Origin of the sequence: Streptomyces sp. NPDC046876 (assembly GCF_040645035.1) — a bacterium.
Classification (GTDB): Bacteria; Actinomycetota; Actinomycetes; order Streptomycetales; family Streptomycetaceae; genus Streptomyces.
The window spans coordinates 202208-219863 of record NZ_JBEYXK010000004.1 but is presented as its reverse complement, the minus strand read 5'-3'; the positions used below and the strand labels follow the sequence as shown (position 1 = coordinate 219863).

Here is a 17656-nt window from a genome sequence, read left to right as displayed (position 1 = left end):
CAGTTCCCCCCAGGCCCCCGCCCCACCAACCACCGCCGCCGGCACCCTCCAGCCTCGCCGGCGTTTGAGGCGCGGGGGTCCGGGGGCGGAGCCCCCGATTTTTGAGCCGCGCCGGCGACTGAGGCGAGCGGGGCCCGGGGCCGCAGGACCCGGTTTCGGGAAGGGGCGGGGTGGGGAAACGGCTCCGCGCAGCGGCAGCGGCAGCGGCAGCGGCAGCGGCAGCGGCAGCGGCAGCGGCAGCGGCAGCGGCAGCGGGCCGGTACGGGCCGTCAGGGGAGTAGGGAGCGGACCCCTGCCCAGGCGCGGACGGCCTCCAGCACCGGGTCCGCATCCGGCAGATGCGGCCCCACGGCGGCCATCCGGTCCAACAGGAGCTTGATGCGCCGCAGATGGCGGATCCGGGCCCGCGGCAGTTCCCGCCAGGCCCCCGCCTGCAGGGCCGCCTCGGCCGGGGTCAGGTCGATCAGCCCGAGCAGCTCCCGGCACAGCGCGACCGGGTCGCCGCCGCGGCCCGCCCCGAACTCCCGGATCAGGTAGCCCCGTACGGCGGCCCGCTCGACCGCGCGGTCCAGCGGGTCCGAGCCCGCCCAGGCGGCCTTGCGGTCGGCGGCCGCCAGCGCCACCCGGCCCCAGCGCAGCCGCACCCCGTCGGACAGCCCCGCGTCCTGCATCCCGCCCACGGCCAGGGCCTGGAGCGTCAGCGGATGCGGTTCGTCGCCGAGCGGCGGATCGGTGGCCAGCCAGGCCTCCAGCCCGTCCAGCGCATGCCCGCCGGCCGGAACCGCGGTCAGCACCTGCCCCCGCCCGAGCAGCCCGGCGGCGATCCCCGCCAGGTGCACCCGGGCCATGTGCCCGGCCCCGCAGAGGGCCACCTGGCGCCCGTACCGCTCGATCCGCCGCAGCCCGAGCCGCGCGTCCCCGGCGGCGTACACCTGCCCGGTCCGGGCGACCCCGCCTATGCAGCGCACGAGGCAGACGCCGCCCTCGGCACCGGCCTCTTCGACGGAGTACACCTGCAGCGCCGCGATGGACACCTCGGCCCCCCCTTCCCCGCCGGGGAGGCTACCGCGCCGGCATGCGTCCCGGGCAGCGCGGCGGGACGATGGGTCAGGTGGGGGCTGCAAGACGGGAGAGGAAGGCGGCCATGCTGGGAGACAGCAGGGCATTCAGCGGCTTCTCGGTCGGCAGCACCGAGAGCGTGAAGGACTTCTACAGCGACACCCTGGGCCTGCGGGTCTCCGAGGACGGGGAACTGCTCGTCCTCGAACTCGGCGGCGGCCACCGCGTCCTGGTCTACCCGAAGGACAACCACGAGCCCGCTACGTTCACCGTGCTGAACTTCCCCGTGGACGACATCGAGCGCGCCGTCGACGACCTGTCGGCCCGCGGGGTCTCCTTCGAGCGCTACGAGGGCTTCGACCAGGACGGCCGCGGCATCGCCCGCGACCCCTCCCGCGGCGCCATCGCCTGGTTCAAGGACCCGGCGGGCAACATCCTCTCGGTCCTGGAGGAGAAGAAGCCCTGACTACGGGGCAGCCTCCATGATCAGCCGGATCTCCGTGACCTCGTAGCCCGCGCGGGCGAAGGCGGCGGCCATCGGGGTGTTGACGGTGTCGGTGGTGGCGGTGATGCGGTCGGCGCCCTCGGCGGCGTGGAAGCGGGTGATCTCGGCCAGGATCTCGTCGATCAGGCCGCGGCCGCGCTGCTCCGGGACGACGCCCAGGTAGCCGACGTTGCGGTGGTACGGCGTCGCCGACGGGACGGCCAGGCCGGCGAGGGTGCCGTCCGGCAGCTCGGCGAGGCGCCACCAGGAGCGCTCGCCGGGGCAGTCGAGGTAGAACGCCATGTCCTCGCGGGCCAGCTGCTCGGCGTCCATGGAGCGCAGTTCGCCCTGCGTGTGCAGGTCCAGGCTGCCCTCGGCCAGGCGGGCGAAGGCGTGCAGGTACTCCTCGTCCGTGCCGTCCCGGAAGACCAGCCGGCCGGTGGGCCCGGCGGTGCCGGCGGCCGGCGTCCACTCGTAGCGCAGGCGCTCGATCGGGCGGACCAGGCCCGCCCGCTCGGCGGCTTCCCGGCGCCAGGCGACCGCCGCGACGGCCTCGGGGCGTTCCCGCCAGTCGCCGGGCAGGGACATGTTGTACTCCGGGAGCGCACCGAACGCCTCGTGCCCGGCGGCCAGCAGCCCGGCCGCGAGGGCCGCCGGGTCGGCCACCGTGGGCCGGACCTGGAGGCAGTCCAGTGCGATGGGCCGCTCGCTGTCGGCGCGGCCCCACCACAGGGCGCGGGCGAGGACCTCGCCGTCCTCGTCCTCGGCGAACCAGGTCCACTCGGGGCGGAGCCGGTTCGCCGCGAGCTCCTCGCGGATCTTCTCGGGGGAGAGGGCGGCGACGGGGCCGTCGGCGTCGGCCGGGTAGGCGACGGCGCGGTCCAGGTCGGCGGGGTCTGCGGTGGCAGGGCGGAAGCGCATCCACCCATGATCAGAAGCGGCGGCGGCCGAAACCACGGGTTTTGCCGCCGTACGCCGACGGCCGGCCCCCGGGAAGGGACCGGCCGTCGGTGCCGTCATCGGTGCGGGGCGTGCCCGCCCGCCGCTACGACCAGGTGATCAGGCGGCGCGGGTGCTCCAGGACCGCGGCGATGTCGGCCAGGAACTTCGAGCCGAGCTCGCCGTCGATCAGGCGGTGGTCGAAGGACAGCGCCAGCGTGGTGACCTGGCGCGGCTTGACCTTGCCCTTGTGGACCCACGGCTGGAGCTTGATCGCGCCGACCGCGAGGATCGCGGACTCGCCGGGGTTGAGGATGGGCGTACCGGTGTCGACGCCGAAGACGCCGACGTTGGTGATGGTGATGGTGCCGTTCTGCATGTCCGCCGGGGAGGTCTTGCCCTCGCGGGCCGTGGCCACCAGGGAGGACAGGGATTCCGACAGCTCGCCGAGGGTCTTGGCGTGCGCGTCCTTGATGTTCGGGACGATCAGCCCGCGGGGTGTGGCCGCCGCGATGCCCAGGTTGACGTAGTGCTTGAGCACGATCTCCTGGGCCGCCTCGTCCCAGGACGCGTTGACGTCCGGGTTGCGGCGGATGGCGACCAGGACGGCCTTGGCAATGAGCAGGAGCGGGTTGATGCGGAGCCCGGCGAGGTCCGGGTCCTCCTTGAGCTCCTGGACCAGCTTCATCGTGCGCGTCACGTCGAGGGTGATGAACTCGGTGACGTGCGGCGCGGTGAAGGCGGAGCCGACCATGGCCTGGGCGGTGACCTTGCGGACGCCCTTGACCGGGATACGGGTCTCCCGCGCGCCGGCGGCGGCCGCCGGCTGCGCGGGCACGGCGGCCGGGGCCTCGGCCGCGGGAGCCGCGGCCGGAGCCGGGGCCTGGGCCGGAGCGGCGGCCTGCGGGGCGATCGCGGCCGCGGCGGCGGCGTGCACGTCCTCGCGGGTCACGATGCCGCCCTCGCCGGTGGGCACCACGGAGGCCAGGTCGATCCCGAGGTCCTTGGCGAGCTTGCGCACCGGCGGCTTCGCCAGCGGCCGGTCCCCTCCGGCAGGGGCGTGGCCGGAGCCGTTCAGCGACCCGGGCGCCTGGGCCGGAGCCGGGACGACCGGAGCCGGGACCACCGGAGCCGGGGCAGGGGCAGCCGCCGGGGCCGCCGCGGCCGCAGCCGGCACGGCCTTGCGCGGGCGGCGCTTCGTGGAGGACTGGGCGACGCCGTAGCCGACCAGCACGGGCTGGCGGCCCTCGGGCGCCGGCTCCTCGGCCGGGGCCGGTGCGGCAGCCGGGGCGGCGGCGGCCGGAGCCGCGGCGACGGCGGCGCCGGTGGCCTCGTCGGCTCCCGTACCGGTCTGGACCGAGATGATGACCTGGCCGACGTCGACCGTGGTGCCCTCCTCGAAGAGGAGCGCGTGCACGGTGCCGTCGAACGGGATCGGCAGCTCCACGGCCGCCTTCGCCGTCTCGACCTCGCAGACGACCTGGCCGTCGGTGACGGTGTCACCCGGCTGGACGTACCACTTGAGGATCTCGGCCTCGGTGAGGCCCTCGCCCACGTCGGGCATCTTGAATTCGCGGATGGTCACAGGGCTCTCCTAGTACGCCAGCGAGCGGTCGACGGCGTCGAGCACCCTGTCCAGACCGGGGAGGTACTCCTCCTCCAGGCGGGCCGGCGGGTAGGGGGCGTGGAAGCCGCCCACGCGCAGCACCGGCGCCTCCAGGTGGTAGAAGCACCGCTCCGTGATGCGAGCGGCGATCTCCGAACCGAGGCCGAGGAAGACCGGCGCCTCGTGGACCACCACGAGCCGGCGGGTCTTCTCGACCGAGGCCTGGAGCCCGTCGAAGTCGACCGGGGACATCGACCGCAGGTCGACGACCTCCACCGACTTGCCCTCCTCGGCCGCCGCGGCCGCCGCCTCCAGGCACACCTTCACCATCGGGCCGTACGCGGCCAGCGTGATGTCGGTGCCCTCGCGGGCCGTGCGCGCCGCGTGCAGGGAGTCCGGGAAGGCCTCGGTGTCGACCTCGCCCTTGTCCCAGTAGCGCCGCTTCGGCTCGAAGAAGATCACCGGGTCGTCGCTGAGGATGGCCTGCTGGAGCATCCAGTAGGCGTCGCTCGCGTTCGACGGCGAGACCACCTTCAGGCCCGCGACGTGCGCGAACAGGGCCTCCGGGGACTCCGAGTGGTGCTCGACCGCGCCGATCGCGCCGCCGTACGGGATGCGCACGACGACGGGCATCTTGACCTTGCCCAGCGCGCGGGCGTGCATCTTCGCGAGCTGCGTGACGATCTGGTCGTACGCCGGGAAGACGAACCCGTCGAACTGGATCTCCACGACCGGCCGGTACCCGCGCAGGGCCAGGCCGATGGCCGTGCCGACGATGCCGGACTCGGCGAGCGGGGTGTCGATGACCCGCTCCTCGCCGAAGTCCTTCTGCAGGCCGTCGGTGATGCGGAAGACACCGCCCAGCTTGCCGACGTCCTCGCCCATGATCAGGACCTTGGGGTCCGTCTCCAGGGCCTTGCGCAGCGACTCGTTGAGCGCCTTCGCGATCGACATCTTCTCGACAGCCATCAGTGACCCTCCTCGAAGGACGCGAGGTAGGCGGCGAACTGGGCGCGCTCCTCGTCGACGAGCGCGTGCCCGTCCGCGTAGACGTTCTCGAAGATCGCCATGGTGTCCGGATCGGGCATGGCGCGCACGACCTCGCGCACGCGCTTGCCCAGGGCCTCGCTCTCGGCCTCGAGCTCCTCGAAGAAGGCCTCGTCGGCGCCGCCGCTCGCGAGCAGGTAGGTCTTCAGGCGCAGGATGGGGTCCTTGGACTCCCAGGCCGCCGTCTCCTCGTCGCGCCGGTACTTCGTCGGGTCGTCGGAGGTGGTGTGCGCACCCATGCGGTACGTGTACGCCTCGACCAGCGTCGGGCCCTCGCCGCGGCGCGCCCGGTCCAGGGCCCAGCGGGTGACCGCGAGGCAGGCCAGGACGTCGTTGCCGTCGACGCGGACGCCGGGGAAGCCGAAGCCCTGCGCGCGCTGGTACAGCGGCACGCGCATCTGGCGCTCGGTCGGCTCGGAGATCGCCCACTGGTTGTTCTGGCAGAAGAACACCACGGGGGAGTTGTAGACGGCCGAGAAGGTGAACGCCTCGGCCACGTCGCCCTGGCTGGACGCGCCGTCGCCGAAGTAGGCGATGACCGCGGAGTCGGCGCCGTCCTTGGCCACGCCCATGGCGTAACCGGTCGCGTGCAGCGTCTGCGAGCCGATGACGATCGTGTACAGGTGGAAGTTGTTGCTGTTGGGGTCCCAGCCGCCGTGGTTCACGCCGCGGAACATGCCGAGGAGGTTCGTCGGGTCGACCCCGCGGCACCAGGCCACGCCGTGCTCGCGGTAGGTCGGGAAGACGTAGTCGTCGTCGCGCAGCGCGCGGCCGGAGCCGATCTGGGCGGCCTCCTGGCCCAGCAGGGAGGCCCACAGGCCCAGCTCTCCCTGGCGCTGGAGGGCGGTGGCCTCGCCGTCGAAGCGGCGGGTCAGCACCATGTCGCGGTAGAGCCCGCGCAGGTCCTCGGTGGTGATGTCCTCGACGTAGGACAGGAACTCTGCGTTGTCAGGGTTTTCAGCGCCGACCCGCTCCCCCTCGGGGGTCAGCAGCTGTACGAGCTGGGGCTCGGCGCTCTGCGCGGTGGCGACAGCCTTGGCAGCGGGGGCCTTGGCGGCGCTCGCCGCGCCTGCCGCCCGCTTGGTGCCGCTGCTGCGTCGCGGCTTGCGCGCGGCAGTGCTCTCCACGGTCACGTGTTGCTCCTCCGTCGGTCCGGCTCCCGGGTTCTCCGGGGTCCAGTGCGGCTCACCTGGGTCCGTACCCGCACACGGGGTGGGTGCGCGTCGTGTAGGGATTCAGGCGTGACAGGTGCCCCGGCGACTTGCCCTGCGCAATGCACGTTACCCAGTGCACCGCATAACTGCGAAACCCCACTTGACCTGCGTTTTTGCTTGGATTTCCAAGTAAATGCGCAGAGCCGGGAACAAGCACTGGTCACAGCCTTGCAGGGGGCCGGAACAACGGCACGTTATCCCGGGTAACGACCGCAGGGAAGGGGTGAGTGTGTGAAACTGAGTTCGTGCGCGAAGACGGAAAAATCAAGGTATTCCTCCTGGACGACCACGAAGTGGTACGACGCGGGGTGCATGAGCTCTTGTCGGTCGAAGAGGACATCGAGATCGTCGGCGAGGCGGGTACCGCAGCGGACGCCCTCGTGCGCATCCCCGCCACCCGACCGGACGTCGCCGTTCTGGACGTGCGCCTCCCCGACGGCAGCGGGGTGGAGGTCTGCCGCGAGGTCCGCTCGCTGGACGAGGACGTCAAATGCCTGATGCTGACGTCCTTCGCCGATGACGAGGCCCTCTTCGACGCGATCATGGCCGGCGCCTCCGGCTACGTCCTGAAGGCGATCCGCGGGAACGAGCTGCTCGGCGCGGTACGGGACGTGGCGGCGGGCAAGTCGCTGCTGGACCCGGTGGCCACGGCGCGGGTGCTGGAGCGGCTGCGCGACGGCTCGCGCGGCCGGGGCGACGACCGCCTGGCCAACCTGACCGAACAGGAGCGGAAGATCCTCGACCTGATCGGCGAGGGCCTCACCAACCGCGTCATCGGCGAGCGGCTGCACCTCGCCGAGAAGACCATCAAGAACTACGTCTCGAGCCTGCTGTCCAAATTGGGCATGGAGCGCCGCTCCCAGGCCGCCGCGTACGTGGCCCGCCTGCAGGCGGAGAGGCGCGCCTGAACTGACCCGGAGTTATTAAATCCGGTTATCGGCGCGCCTTCCTTCCGGGCTTGCGCCCCCGTTCCCGTCCGGGATTTGTCAGTTCGAGTCGTCCAGCGGGTTCGGCGGCTCGACCACTCCGCCGGACGAGCTCTTCGTCGGCCCCGGGTTGCTCGACTTCGTCGGCGCGGGGCTCGACTTGGTCGCCGAGGGCGACGGGCTGAGCGACGGCGAGGACGACGGGCTCGAGCTCGGCGTGTACTTGGGCTTCGGCGGCGCCGAGAACTCGTCCGAGGAGCGCGTGGACGGCGTGTCGTGGGACGGCGTGTTCTGCTGCGCGGACGGGGCGCTCTGCTGGGCGTTCGGGGAACTCTGGACCGTCGCCGGCTTGTTGCTCTCGCCGCCCTTGTGGCTCACCGTCTTGACGGCGTAAGCGACGCCGCCCGCGATCGCGACCATGGCGAGCACCGCGAACAGCCACAGCTTCCAGCGGCCGCCGCCGCGGTTGTCGTACCCGTCGTAGCCGTCATAGCCGTCGTGCGGGCCGTGCGGCCCGTGGTTCTGGGCCGGGATGCGCCCGTGGCCGTCGTACCCGCCGCCCGGGAAGGCCGAGCCGTCGTCCGGGTTCAGCGGCGGCACCATCGGCTGCTGGAACTGCGAGGTCGAGGCGTGCGCGGAGTAGTCCGGCCGGCCGCCGGGCCCCTGGGCCACCGGCATCGCCGTGGTCGGCGCGGCGCCGCGGCCGTGCGGCAGGGCCATGGTGACCGGGCCGGTGTTCCAGGTGCCCGTGTTCGGCCCCTGGTCCTGGAGCATCTGCAGGGCGTACCCGACCAGCCCGCGCATCTCCTCGGCGCTCTGGAACCGGTCGTCCGGGTCCTTGGCGAGGGAGCGCATGACCAGGCCGTCGAGCTCCTGCGGGATGTCCTGGCCCTCCGGCAGCTGTGACGGCGGCACCGGCACGTCCTGGACGTGCTGGTAGACCACCGACAGCGGGGTCTCGCCCGTGAACGGGGGACGCAGCGCGAGCAGTTCGTACAGCAGGCAGCCCGTGGCGTACAGGTCGGAGCGGTGGTCGACGGCCTTGCCGAGGGCCTGCTCCGGCGAGAGGTACTGCGGGGTGCCCATGACCATGCCGGTCTGCGTCATCGTCGACTGGGCGCCGTGCAGGGCGCGCGCGATGCCGAAGTCCATGACCTTGACCGCGCCGCCGTCGGTGATGATGACGTTCGCCGGCTTGATGTCGCGGTGCACGATGCCGTGCTGGTGCGAGTAGGCCAGGGCCTCCAGCACGCCGGAGACGATGATGAGCGCCTGCTCGGGGCCGGGGGCCTCCGCGCTGATCAGCAGGTCGCGGATGGTGCGGCCCTCGACCAGCTCCATGACGATGTACGGGACGGTGCTCTGGCCGACCGTGTCCTCGCCGGAGTCGTACACGGCGACGACGGCGTGGTGGTTGAGCCCGGCGACCGACTGCGCCTCACGCGTGAAGCGGGCCTTGGAGACCGGGTCCTCGGCGAGGTCGGCGCGCAGCAGCTTCACGGCGACGGTCCGGCCGAGGCGGACGTCCTCCGCGGCGAAGACCTCCGCCATGCCGCCGCGGCCCAGGCGGTGGGTCAGCCGGTAGCGGCCGTCGCCGACGAGACCGCCGGCGCCCCAATGCTCAGGACTCTCTGCCATCCCGGCGCCGTTTCCCTCGGGTTCGGGTGCCATGAGTCCTCGCCGTCGTCTCTCTCGGCCGCCGCTGAGCGGTAGGTCCTTTTCGGGTGCTCCGATGAACGCTACAGCCTCGGAACAGGTCGCCGTTCGGACAATGGCTCGCGGTTGCCCCGTGGTCACGGAACGGGCACCTGGCTTGACGTGTCCTTGCGCTCCGGCAGACTGGGCCCCAAATGCGCTCAGCCAGACGCGTACGGACACACCCCGAGGGGAAGCAACAGTCATGAGCCAGGACGGCGATCAGGGCCAGTACGCAGGCGGCTCTCTGGCCGGTGGCCGTTACCAGCTAAGGGACTTGCTGGGTGCGGGCGGCATGGCGTCGGTGTACTTGGCGTACGACTCGGCGCTCGACCGGCAGGTCGCCATCAAGACGCTCCACAGCGACCTCGGGCGCGAGCAGTCGTTCCGCGAGCGGTTCCGCCGCGAGGCGCAGGCTGTAGCGAAACTGTCGCACACGAACATCGTCTCGGTCTTCGACACGGGTGAGGGCGAGGTCACCTTCCCGGGCGGCGGGGGCGACGCGGCGGTCATGCCGTACATCGTCATGGAGTACGTGGAGGGCCAGCCGCTCGGCTCCGTCCTGGAGGCGGACATCCGCCAGTACGGGGCGATGCCGGCCGACAAGGCGCTGAAGGTGACGGCCGACGTGCTGGCCGCGCTGGAGACCAGCCACGAGATGGGCCTGGTTCACCGCGACATCAAGCCCGGCAACGTGATGATGACCAAGCGCGGCGTGGTCAAGGTGATGGACTTCGGCATCGCCCGCGCCATGCAGTCCGGCGTCACGTCCATGACGCAGACCGGCATGGTCGTCGGCACCCCGCAGTACCTGTCGCCCGAGCAGGCCCTCGGCCGCGCCGTCGACGCCCGCTCCGACCTGTACTCCGTCGGCATCATGCTGTTCCAGCTGCTGACCGGGCGGATCCCCTTCGACGCCGACTCGCCGCTCGCGATCGCGTACGCCCACGTGCAGGAGGAGCCGGTCGCCCCGTCGGCCATCAACCGGTCGATCACCCCGGCGATGGACGCGCTGGTGGCGCGCGCCCTGAAGAAGAACCCGAACGAGCGCTTCCCCACCGCCGCCGCGATGCGCGACGAGATCGCCCGGGTGATGGCCGCCGGCCAGACCGGTGCGCCGGCCATCGTCCCCGGCGTGCACACGGGCGGCAGCGGCGCGGGCGTGGGCTCGGCCGTGTTCCCGCCGCTGGACTCCGGTTTCCAGGGGGCCGGGCCGGCCGCCTCGGTGCAGCAGCCCTACACCCCGGCCGGGTACGCCCCGACCCCGCCGCCGATGGCACAGACGCACCCGCAGCAGGGCGGCTACGCCTACCCGCCGCAGGCCACGGCCCAGCAGTACGCGGCGCCGACGCCGCCGCCGTTCGCGGCGCAGGGCCCGGCTCCGGTCGTGGCCCCGCACGCGGGCGCTTCGGGCGGCGCGGGCGGCGCGGGCGGCCGGAAGAACATGCCGGTGGTCGTGGGCGCGATCGCGGTGGCCCTGATCGCCGTCGGCGGCCTGATCTACGCCGTCGTCGACAGCGGGGACGACGAGGGCGGCAAGAACAGCGCCAAGAACCAGGCGAACCAGCAGACGACGGGCGGCCAGGCCGCCAACCCGTCCTCCTCCAAGGCTGCCCACAAGGGCCCGGACACCACGCGCACGATCGACCCGGCGAAGTGCAAGGAGCCGATCAAGGACTACAGCGACGCGTCCAAGGTCCAGGCCCCGGACTTCCGGTACAAGAACGTCCGCTCGGTGAAGGAGTGCATCCAGGCGGCGGGCTGGCGCTACAAGGTCGAGAAGAAGGACGAGGCGGTCTACGGCGAGGACACGGTGCTCTCCCAGACCCCGGAGCCGGGCAGCAAGATCGACAAGGGCGGCAGCCCCGAGTTCACCCTCATCATCTCCACGGGCGACCCCCAGTAGGCGCGGTGGGCGACCCCCGGTAGGCGCGGCGCAGGCCGCCGACAGCAGGCCGCGCGGGGGGCCGGCGTACGGCCCTTCGCGCGAACCATGATCCCGGACCACTCCCCCGACACGTCCGGGATGCCCGTTTTGCCCCACCATGTGAACCTGAGCGGGAGATCGCCCGCTCGGGACGGGAGGGGCAGCCGTGAATCGACGCGTGCGCGTGCGGCGCCTGCTGGCCGCGGCAGCGCTGGCCGCCGCGACGCTGTCGCCCGCCGGCTCGGGCGCGGCCGCGTCCGCGGCGGGGCCGGCCGCCGTGGCGGAGGACGACGTGGCCGACGTGGCCGACGTGGCCGACGTTCCGCAGGAGGAGTACGAGGAGCTGGCCGGCAGCGTCGCCGGCCAGGGACGCGAGCGCCCCGGCCGGCCCGCGGCCGAGCCCGCCAACCCGGAGTCCCTGCTCGCCTCCCGCCCCTACCCGATCCGCCAGCACCCCCGGCTTCCCGCGAGCCCCCCGCCGGCCCGTCCGAGCCACCGCCCCCCGCACGCGGTCACCGCCTTCAGCACCGAGCCGAACGAGCGCGCCGCCGACCTGGCCGCACACCTCCTGCCCCTCGGCACGGGATTCGCCCTGATGGGCCTCGGCCTCGGCTACCTCGGCGTACGGTTGCGCCGCGGCATCTGACCGGCCCGACCGACTGACGGTCACTCAGCGTTGCCGGGCGCCCACAGGGTGGATCACGCCCGTACGGGGGCACACCGAGTGAGTACGACGGTGTGCGAGAGAATGACTGGCATGGAGATGCCGAGGAGTGAACGGTCGCAGGACAGTCCCCCGCACGTCCTGATCGTGGGACAGGACGGGATGGCGGTCGGCGGCGCCGATGACGAGTCGCGCGAGGTCCCGGTGACGGAAATGGTCGAACAGCCCGCCAAGGTCATGCGGATCGGCAGCATGATCAAGCAACTTCTGGAAGAGGTCCGCGCCGCGCCTCTGGACGAGGCGAGCCGGGTCCGCCTCAAGGACATCCACGCCGCGTCGGTGAAGGAACTGGAGGACGGCCTGGCTCCCGAGCTCGTCGAGGAACTGGAGCGGCTCTCCCTGCCGTTCACCGAGGAGGCCGTGCCGTCCGAGGCGGAACTGCGCATTGCCCAGGCCCAGTTGGTCGGCTGGCTGGAAGGCCTCTTCCACGGCATCCAGACCGCCCTGTTCGCCCAGCAGATGGCGGCCCGGGCCCAGTTGGAGCAAATGCGCCGCGCCCTCCCCCCGGGCGCCCCCCACGACGACGACGATGACGGCCCCCACGGCGCAATCCGCTCGGGCCCGTACCTGTAACCACCCACCGACCCCCGCCGCCCCATCCAGCCCCGCCGGCGTTTGAGGCGCGGGGCCCGGGGCGGAGCTCCGATCTCTGACCCCAGCCCACCCCATCCGGCGCCCGCCGGGCCATCCCAGCCCTGCCGGCGCCAACCCAGCCCCGCCGGCCCATCCCAGCCCCGCCGGGCCATCCCAGCCCCGCCGGGCCATCCCAGCCCCGCCGGGCCATCCCAGCCCCGCCGGCGGTTGAGGCGCGGGGTCCGGGGCGGAGCCCCGATCTCTGAGCCCCGCCGGCGCCCGGGGCGGCCCGGCGGGGTCCGGGGCGCAGCCCCGGGATACGGAGAAAGGGCGGGGCGGGGAGAAGGCCCCGCGCAGCGGCACCACGGCGGCACCAAGCCACCGCCCGGCAAATCCGCCTCCCCGCAGGGGACATGGTCCGCGCATACTCAGGGGCATGAGCAGCTACGACGCGATCATCCTGGCCGGCGGCGCCGCCCGCCGCCTCGGCGGAGCGGACAAGCCGGGCCTGAGCGTAGGCGGCCGCACCCTCCTCGACCGCGTCCTGGACGCCTGCGCCGACGCCGACGCCACCGTCGTGGTCGGCGGCCGCCGCCCCACCACCCGACCGGTCCGCTGGACGCAGGAGGACCCGCCCGGCGCCGGCCCCGTGGCCGCCCTGGACGCGGGCCTGCGGCAGACCACCGCCGACCTGGTCCTCGTCCTCTCCGCCGACCTCCCCTTCCTGGACCGGCCCACCGTCCAGGCCCTGCTCACAGCCCCCGGCGGAGCCCACGGCGGAGCCGACGGCGCCCTCCTCCGCGACCGCTCCGGCCACGACCAGCCCCTGGTCGCCTCCTACCGCACCGAGCCGCTCCGCCGCGAAATCGCCCTCCTCGCCACCGAACACGGCACCCTGAGCGGCCTCCCCCTGCGCGCACTCACCGCCGAACTGGACCTGGCGCACGTGACGGACACTGCGCCACTCGCCTCCTTCGACTGCGACACCTGGGAGGATCTCGCATCCGCCCGCGCCAGGATCAGGGAGCATGGAAACGTGCTGGACCAATGGATCACCGCCGTCAGGAGCGAGCTGGGCATCGACGTCGACGTGGACGTCAAGACCCTGCTCGACGTCGCCCGTGACGCCGCCCACGGCGTCGCCCGGCCCGCCGCCCCGCTGACCACCTTCCTGGTCGGCTACGCGGCCGCCCGCGCCGAGGCCGCCGGGGCCGACCCGGCCACCGCCGTGGCCGAGGCCTCCCGCAAGGCCGCCGACCTGGCCCTGCGCTGGGCCGCCGAAGCCGAGGGCGGCACCGGCGGCGACACCGGCGGCGGAACCACCGGCGGAACCGGCGGCACCGCCTCGGGAGAGAACGGTCCGGGATGACCCCCACCGACGCCGACGCCGACGCCCTTGACGAGGCCCTCGCCCTCGTCAGCCGCACTCCCGCGGGCGAAGCCCCCGGCGGGGGCGGCGGCGCCCCCCGCGGGCACCGCGCCACCGCCTGGCCCCGGGCCCGGGAGGCGGCCGCCCGCGCCGGCTCCGGGATCCGGCCCCGCACCCACCGCGTCCCGCTGGCCGACGCCCTCGGCGAGGTGCTGGAGCAGCCCCTCGAAGCCCTCACCGACCTGCCCTCCTTCGACACCTCGGCCATGGACGGCTGGGCCGTCGCCGGCCCCGGCCCCTGGGCCGTCCGCCCCGGCGGCGGCGTCCTCGCCGGCTCCGACCGGCCCGAGCCGCTCCACGACGGCGAGGCCGTACGGATCGCCACCGGCGCCCGCATCCCGGCCGACACCACCGCGGTGCTCCGCAGCGAGCACTCCCGCGAGGCCGGCACCCAGCTCCACGCCGACCGGCCCGTCCAGACCGGCCAGGACATCCGCCCGCGCGGCCAGGAATGCCGCTCCGGCGACCTGCTGCTGCCCGCCGGCTCCCTGGTCACCCCGGCCGTCCTCGGCCTCGCCGCGGCCGCCGGGTACGACGAGCTCACCACCCGGCCCCGGCCCCGCGTGGAGATCCTGGTCCTCGGCGACGAACTGCTCACCGAAGGCCGCCCTCGCGACGGCCTGATCCGCGACGCCCTGAGCCCCATGCTCGGGCCGTGGCTGGCCCGGCTCGGCGCCGAGGTCACCGGCACCCGGCGGATCGGCGACGACCCGGCCGGGGCCGCGGCCCTGCTGGACGCCGTCACCGGCTCCGAGGCCGATGTGGTCATCACCACCGGCGGCACCGCCTCCGGCCCCGTCGACCACGTCCGCCCCGTCCTCGCCGAGGCCGGCGCCGAGCTGCTGGTCGACGGCGTCGCCGTCCGCCCCGGGCACCCCATGCTGCTCGCCCGGCTCGGCGACCGCGCCGACGGCCGCCACGTGGTCGGGCTCCCCGGGAACCCGCTCGCCGCCGTCTCCGCCCTGCTGACGCTCGCCGAGCCGCTGCTGCGCGCCCTGGCCGGCCGCCGCCAGCGCTCCCGGTACGCGGTCCCCGTCCGGGGCGACGTCCCGGGCCACCCGCACGACACCCGGCTCGTGCCCGTGCTGCTGACCGACGAGCACGCCGTACCGCTGCGCTACCACGGGCCCGCGATGCTGCGCGGCGTCGCCGCCGCCGATGCGCTGGCCGTCGTACCGCCGCACGGGGCGCGCTCGGGGCAGGACCTGGAGATCCTGGACCTGCCGTGGGTCTCGGGAGGATGTTTCACGTGAAACTCCACGGCCAGGACGCAATGGCCCGCGGCGCCGACGAGAAGCTCGTCCCCCACCGCGTCACCCTGCCCAAGCGGGTGGTGGAACGGCCGCTGAAGCAGGTCGGCAAGCGCCTGCTCCTGGCCCTGCTCGTCCTGGCCCTGACCGTCCTGATCGTGTGGCTCGACCGCGAGGGCTACCACGACAACGCCGACGACCGGGTCGACTTCCTCGACTCCGTCTACTACGCCACGGTGACCCTCTCGACCACCGGGTACGGGGACGTCGTCCCGTACGGAGACAGCGCGCGGCTGGCCAACATCCTGTTGGTCACCCCGCTGCGGATCATCTTCCTGATCATCCTGGTGGGGACCACCCTGGAAGTCCTCACGGAGAAGACCAGGGAAGAGTGGCGGCTGAGCCGCTGGAGGAAGAACTTGCGCGAGCACACGGTCGTCGTCGGCTTCGGCACCAAGGGCCGCTCGGCCCTGCAGACCCTGCTGTCCACGGGCCTGCCGAAGGAGCGGGTCGTCATCGTCGACCCCAGCTCCAAGGTGATCGACACGGCCGCCTCGGAGGGGTTCACGGGCGTCGTCGGCGATGCCACGCGCTCCGACGTCCTGCTGCGCGCCGAGCTCCAGAGGGCCCGTCAGATCATCATCGCCACCCAGCGGGACGACACGGCGGTCCTGGTGACGCTGACGGCGCGGCAGCTCAACCGCGGCGCGAAGATCGTCGCGGCGGTCCGCGAGGAGGAGAACGCCCCGCTGCTGCGCCAGTCGGGCGCGGACGCGGTCATCACGAGCGCGAGCGCGGCGGGCCGGCTGCTGGGGCTGTCGGTGCTGAGCCCGAGCGCGGGCACGGTCATGGAGGACCTGATCCACCAGGGCAGCGGCCTGGACCTCGTCGAGCGGCCCGTGAAGAAGTCCGAGGCGGGCAGGAGCGTGCGGGAGACGGAGGACCTGGTGGTCAGCGTGCTGCGCGGCCACCGGCTGCTGCCGTACGACGACCCGCACGCGAGCCCGTTGCAGCTGACGGACCGTCTCATCGTCATCGTGCGGGCCTCGCCGCCCTCCTCGCCGCCGGTGACGCTCGGACCGGTCGAGTAGCCGCGAGGACGGAGTCCGCCTGTCCGGGCGGCTGTTGGCGTACGCTCCGGGCCATGCATGCGATCACCATCGAGCAGCCCGGCGGCCCCGAGGCCCTGGTCTGGGCCGAGGCACCCGACCCGGTGGCCGGGGAGGGCGAGGTCCTCGTCGACGTCGCCGCGAGCGCCGTGAACCGCGCCGACCTCCTGCAGCGGCAGGGGTTCTACGATCCGCCGCCCGGCGCCTCCCCGCACCCGGGCCTGGAGTGCTCGGGGCGGATCTCCGCCGTCGGCCCGGGGGTGTCCGGCTGGGCGGTCGGCGACGAGGTGTGCGCGCTGCTGAGCGGCGGCGGGTACGCGCAGAAGGTGGCCGTCCCGGCGGGCCAGCTGCTGCCGGTCCCGGCGGGCGTGGACCTGGTGACGGCCGCGGCCCTGCCCGAGGCGGCGTGCACGGTGTGGTCGAACCTGTTCATGGTCGCCCACGTGCGCCCCGGCGAGACCGTGCTCGTGCACGGCGGCTCCAGCGGCATCGGCACGATGGCGATCCAGCTCGCCAAGGCCGTCGGCGCGACGGTCGCGGTGACCGCCGGCGGGCCGGAGAAGCTGGCCCGCTGCAAGGAGCTCGGCGCGGACGTCCTGATCGACTACCGCGAGCAGGACTTCGTGGCGGAGCTGAAGGCCGCGACGGGCGGCGCGGGCGCGGACGTGGTCCTGGACATCATCGGCGCGAAGTACCTGGCCCGGAACGTGGACGCCCTGGCCGTGAACGGGCGGCTCGTGGTGATCGGGATGCAGGGCGGGGTGAAGGCCGAGCTGAACCTCGCCACCCTGCTGACGAAGCGGGCGGCGATCGCGGCGACGACGCTGCGGGCCCGGCCGCTCCAGGAGAAGGCGGCCATCGTCGCAGCCGTACGGGAGCACGTGTGGCCGCTGGTGGAGGCGGGCCGGGTCAAGCCGGTGGTGCACACCGTCCTTCCGATGCAGGAGGCCGCAGAGGCCCACCGGGTGGTCGAGGCGAGCACCCACGTCGGCAAGGTGCTGCTGACCGCCTGACGGGCGGGGAGCGCCGGTCACCTCAGGGCGGCGGCGACCAGCCCCTCCAGGGCCTCGGCGGGCACCTCGGTGCCCGCCACGAGGTGGTCGAGGACGAGGCCGTCCACGCAGGACAGCAGGGTGTGCGTACGGGCGTCCGGGTCGGGGACGCCCCGGGCGGCCAGGAAGGCCCGTACGCGCTCCCGGCCGGCGTTGTCGCGGGGCACGAGGATCTCGCGGAGCTCGGGGTCCCGGACGCTCTCCAGCGCGCAGGCGTAGCGGGCGAGCGAGCGCCGGCGCCCCTCGCCCGTCAGCCGGGCCCGCGTCAGCGCGTCGAGACCGTGTACCAGTTCGGCGGGGGTGCGCAGCGGCGGCGTGCGTTCGCCGGCCGCCTGCAGCTCGGCCTGGTCGCGGGCCACGAGGCGGCGCACGAGGGCGGTCAGCAGGGCGGCGCGGGTGCGGAAGTAGGCCGAGGTGGTGCCGTCGGGCAGGCCGGCGGCCCGGTCCACGGCGCGGTGGGTCAGCCCGCGCATCCCCGCGTCGGCGAGGACCTCGATGGCGGCATCGGCCAGGACGGTGCGTCGTTCTTCGCTCACCCCCCATTTCTACACCTGTAGAAGCCCGGGGGTAGGCTGCGCCCAACGGCTTCTACAGATGTAGAAACCCGGGAGACACCCGGGAG

16 protein-coding genes are annotated in these 17656 nt (G+C 73.6%); 9 read left to right on the top strand and 7 right to left on the bottom strand.

What is annotated here, in order from left to right:
* Positions 1-269 precede the first annotated feature (269 nt).
* Positions 270-1034 (bottom strand): hypothetical protein, encoded by a 765-nt coding sequence (locus tag ABZ924_RS04720; RefSeq protein WP_361904038.1) that lies wholly within the window; start codon positions 1032-1034, stop codon positions 270-272.
* Positions 1035-1144: 110 nt separating this feature from the next.
* On the opposite strand from ABZ924_RS04720, the gene ABZ924_RS04715 reads away from it, so the two are divergent.
* Positions 1145-1525, top strand: coding sequence for a VOC family protein (locus tag ABZ924_RS04715; RefSeq protein ID WP_361904036.1), 381 nt, complete (start codon positions 1145-1147; stop codon positions 1523-1525).
* Here the strand turns inward: ABZ924_RS04715 and ABZ924_RS04710 are convergent, their stop codons facing one another.
* From ABZ924_RS04710 to pdhA, 4 genes are all read right to left on the bottom strand, one after another.
* Complete coding sequence (locus ABZ924_RS04710) at positions 1526-2464, bottom strand: GNAT family N-acetyltransferase (protein ID WP_361904033.1); 939 nt, start codon at positions 2462-2464, stop codon at positions 1526-1528.
* 124 nt (positions 2465-2588) lie between these two features.
* Positions 2589-4046, bottom strand: coding sequence for a dihydrolipoamide acetyltransferase family protein (locus ABZ924_RS04705; RefSeq protein ID WP_361904077.1), 1458 nt, complete (start codon positions 4044-4046; stop codon positions 2589-2591).
* 30 nt (positions 4047-4076) lie between these two features.
* Positions 4077-5057 (bottom strand): alpha-ketoacid dehydrogenase subunit beta, encoded by a 981-nt coding sequence (locus tag ABZ924_RS04700; protein WP_361904030.1) that lies wholly within the window; start codon positions 5055-5057, stop codon positions 4077-4079.
* On the bottom strand, positions 5057-6268 hold the full coding sequence (gene pdhA / locus ABZ924_RS04695) for a pyruvate dehydrogenase (acetyl-transferring) E1 component subunit alpha (RefSeq protein ID WP_361904027.1): 1212 nt from the start codon (positions 6266-6268) through the stop codon (positions 5057-5059). The genes ABZ924_RS04700 and pdhA overlap by 1 nt, the downstream gene beginning before the upstream one ends.
* A gap of 326 nt (positions 6269-6594) precedes the next feature.
* Between pdhA and ABZ924_RS04690 the strand changes: the two genes are divergently transcribed.
* On the top strand, positions 6595-7257 hold the full coding sequence (locus tag ABZ924_RS04690) for a response regulator transcription factor (protein ID WP_361904025.1): 663 nt from the start codon (positions 6595-6597) through the stop codon (positions 7255-7257).
* Positions 7258-7335: 78 nt separating this feature from the next.
* Here ABZ924_RS04690 and ABZ924_RS04685 read toward each other — a convergent pair whose 3' ends face one another.
* On the bottom strand, positions 7336-8946 hold the full coding sequence (locus ABZ924_RS04685) for a protein kinase (RefSeq protein WP_361904023.1): 1611 nt from the start codon (positions 8944-8946) through the stop codon (positions 7336-7338).
* Positions 8947-9175: 229 nt separating this feature from the next.
* Here ABZ924_RS04685 and ABZ924_RS04680 point away from each other — a divergent pair, with 229 nt between their 5' ends.
* The 7 genes from ABZ924_RS04680 (at position 9176) to ABZ924_RS04650 (ending at position 16995) form a co-directional block, all read left to right on the top strand.
* Positions 9176-10876, top strand: a complete 1701-nt coding sequence (locus ABZ924_RS04680) for a protein kinase (protein WP_361904020.1) — start codon at positions 9176-9178, stop codon at positions 10874-10876.
* Positions 10877-11063: 187 nt separating this feature from the next.
* Positions 11064-11543: a hypothetical protein gene (locus ABZ924_RS04675; protein WP_361904017.1), complete on the top strand. Its 480-nt coding sequence runs from the start codon at positions 11064-11066 to the stop codon at positions 11541-11543.
* Between the two features lie 111 nt (positions 11544-11654).
* The gene (locus ABZ924_RS04670; protein WP_361904014.1) at positions 11655-12194 is read left to right on the top strand and encodes a bacterial proteasome activator family protein; all 540 of its coding nucleotides are present in this window, start codon (positions 11655-11657) and stop codon (positions 12192-12194) included.
* Positions 12195-12630: 436 nt separating this feature from the next.
* On the top strand, positions 12631-13563 hold the full coding sequence (locus tag ABZ924_RS04665; protein ID WP_361904011.1) for an NTP transferase domain-containing protein: 933 nt from the start codon (positions 12631-12633) through the stop codon (positions 13561-13563).
* Positions 13560-14876 (top strand): molybdopterin molybdotransferase MoeA, encoded by a 1317-nt coding sequence (locus ABZ924_RS04660; protein ID WP_361904008.1) that lies wholly within the window; start codon positions 13560-13562, stop codon positions 14874-14876. Before ABZ924_RS04665 ends, ABZ924_RS04660 begins: the two co-directional genes overlap by 4 nt.
* Positions 14864-15964 carry a potassium channel family protein gene (locus tag ABZ924_RS04655; RefSeq protein WP_361904005.1) on the top strand — a complete coding sequence of 367 codons (1101 nt, stop codon included), beginning with the start codon at positions 14864-14866 and terminating at the stop codon, positions 15962-15964. Before ABZ924_RS04660 ends, ABZ924_RS04655 begins: the two co-directional genes overlap by 13 nt.
* Before the next feature lie 53 nt (positions 15965-16017).
* A complete protein-coding gene (locus tag ABZ924_RS04650; RefSeq protein ID WP_361904002.1) occupies positions 16018-16995 on the top strand; it encodes an NAD(P)H-quinone oxidoreductase in 978 nt (325 codons plus the stop codon).
* Between the two features lie 17 nt (positions 16996-17012).
* On the opposite strand, the gene ABZ924_RS04645 is transcribed toward ABZ924_RS04650, so the two are convergent.
* The gene (locus tag ABZ924_RS04645) at positions 17013-17570 is read right to left on the bottom strand and encodes a TetR family transcriptional regulator C-terminal domain-containing protein (protein ID WP_361903999.1); all 558 of its coding nucleotides are present in this window, start codon (positions 17568-17570) and stop codon (positions 17013-17015) included.
* Positions 17571-17656: the final 86 nt, after the last annotated feature.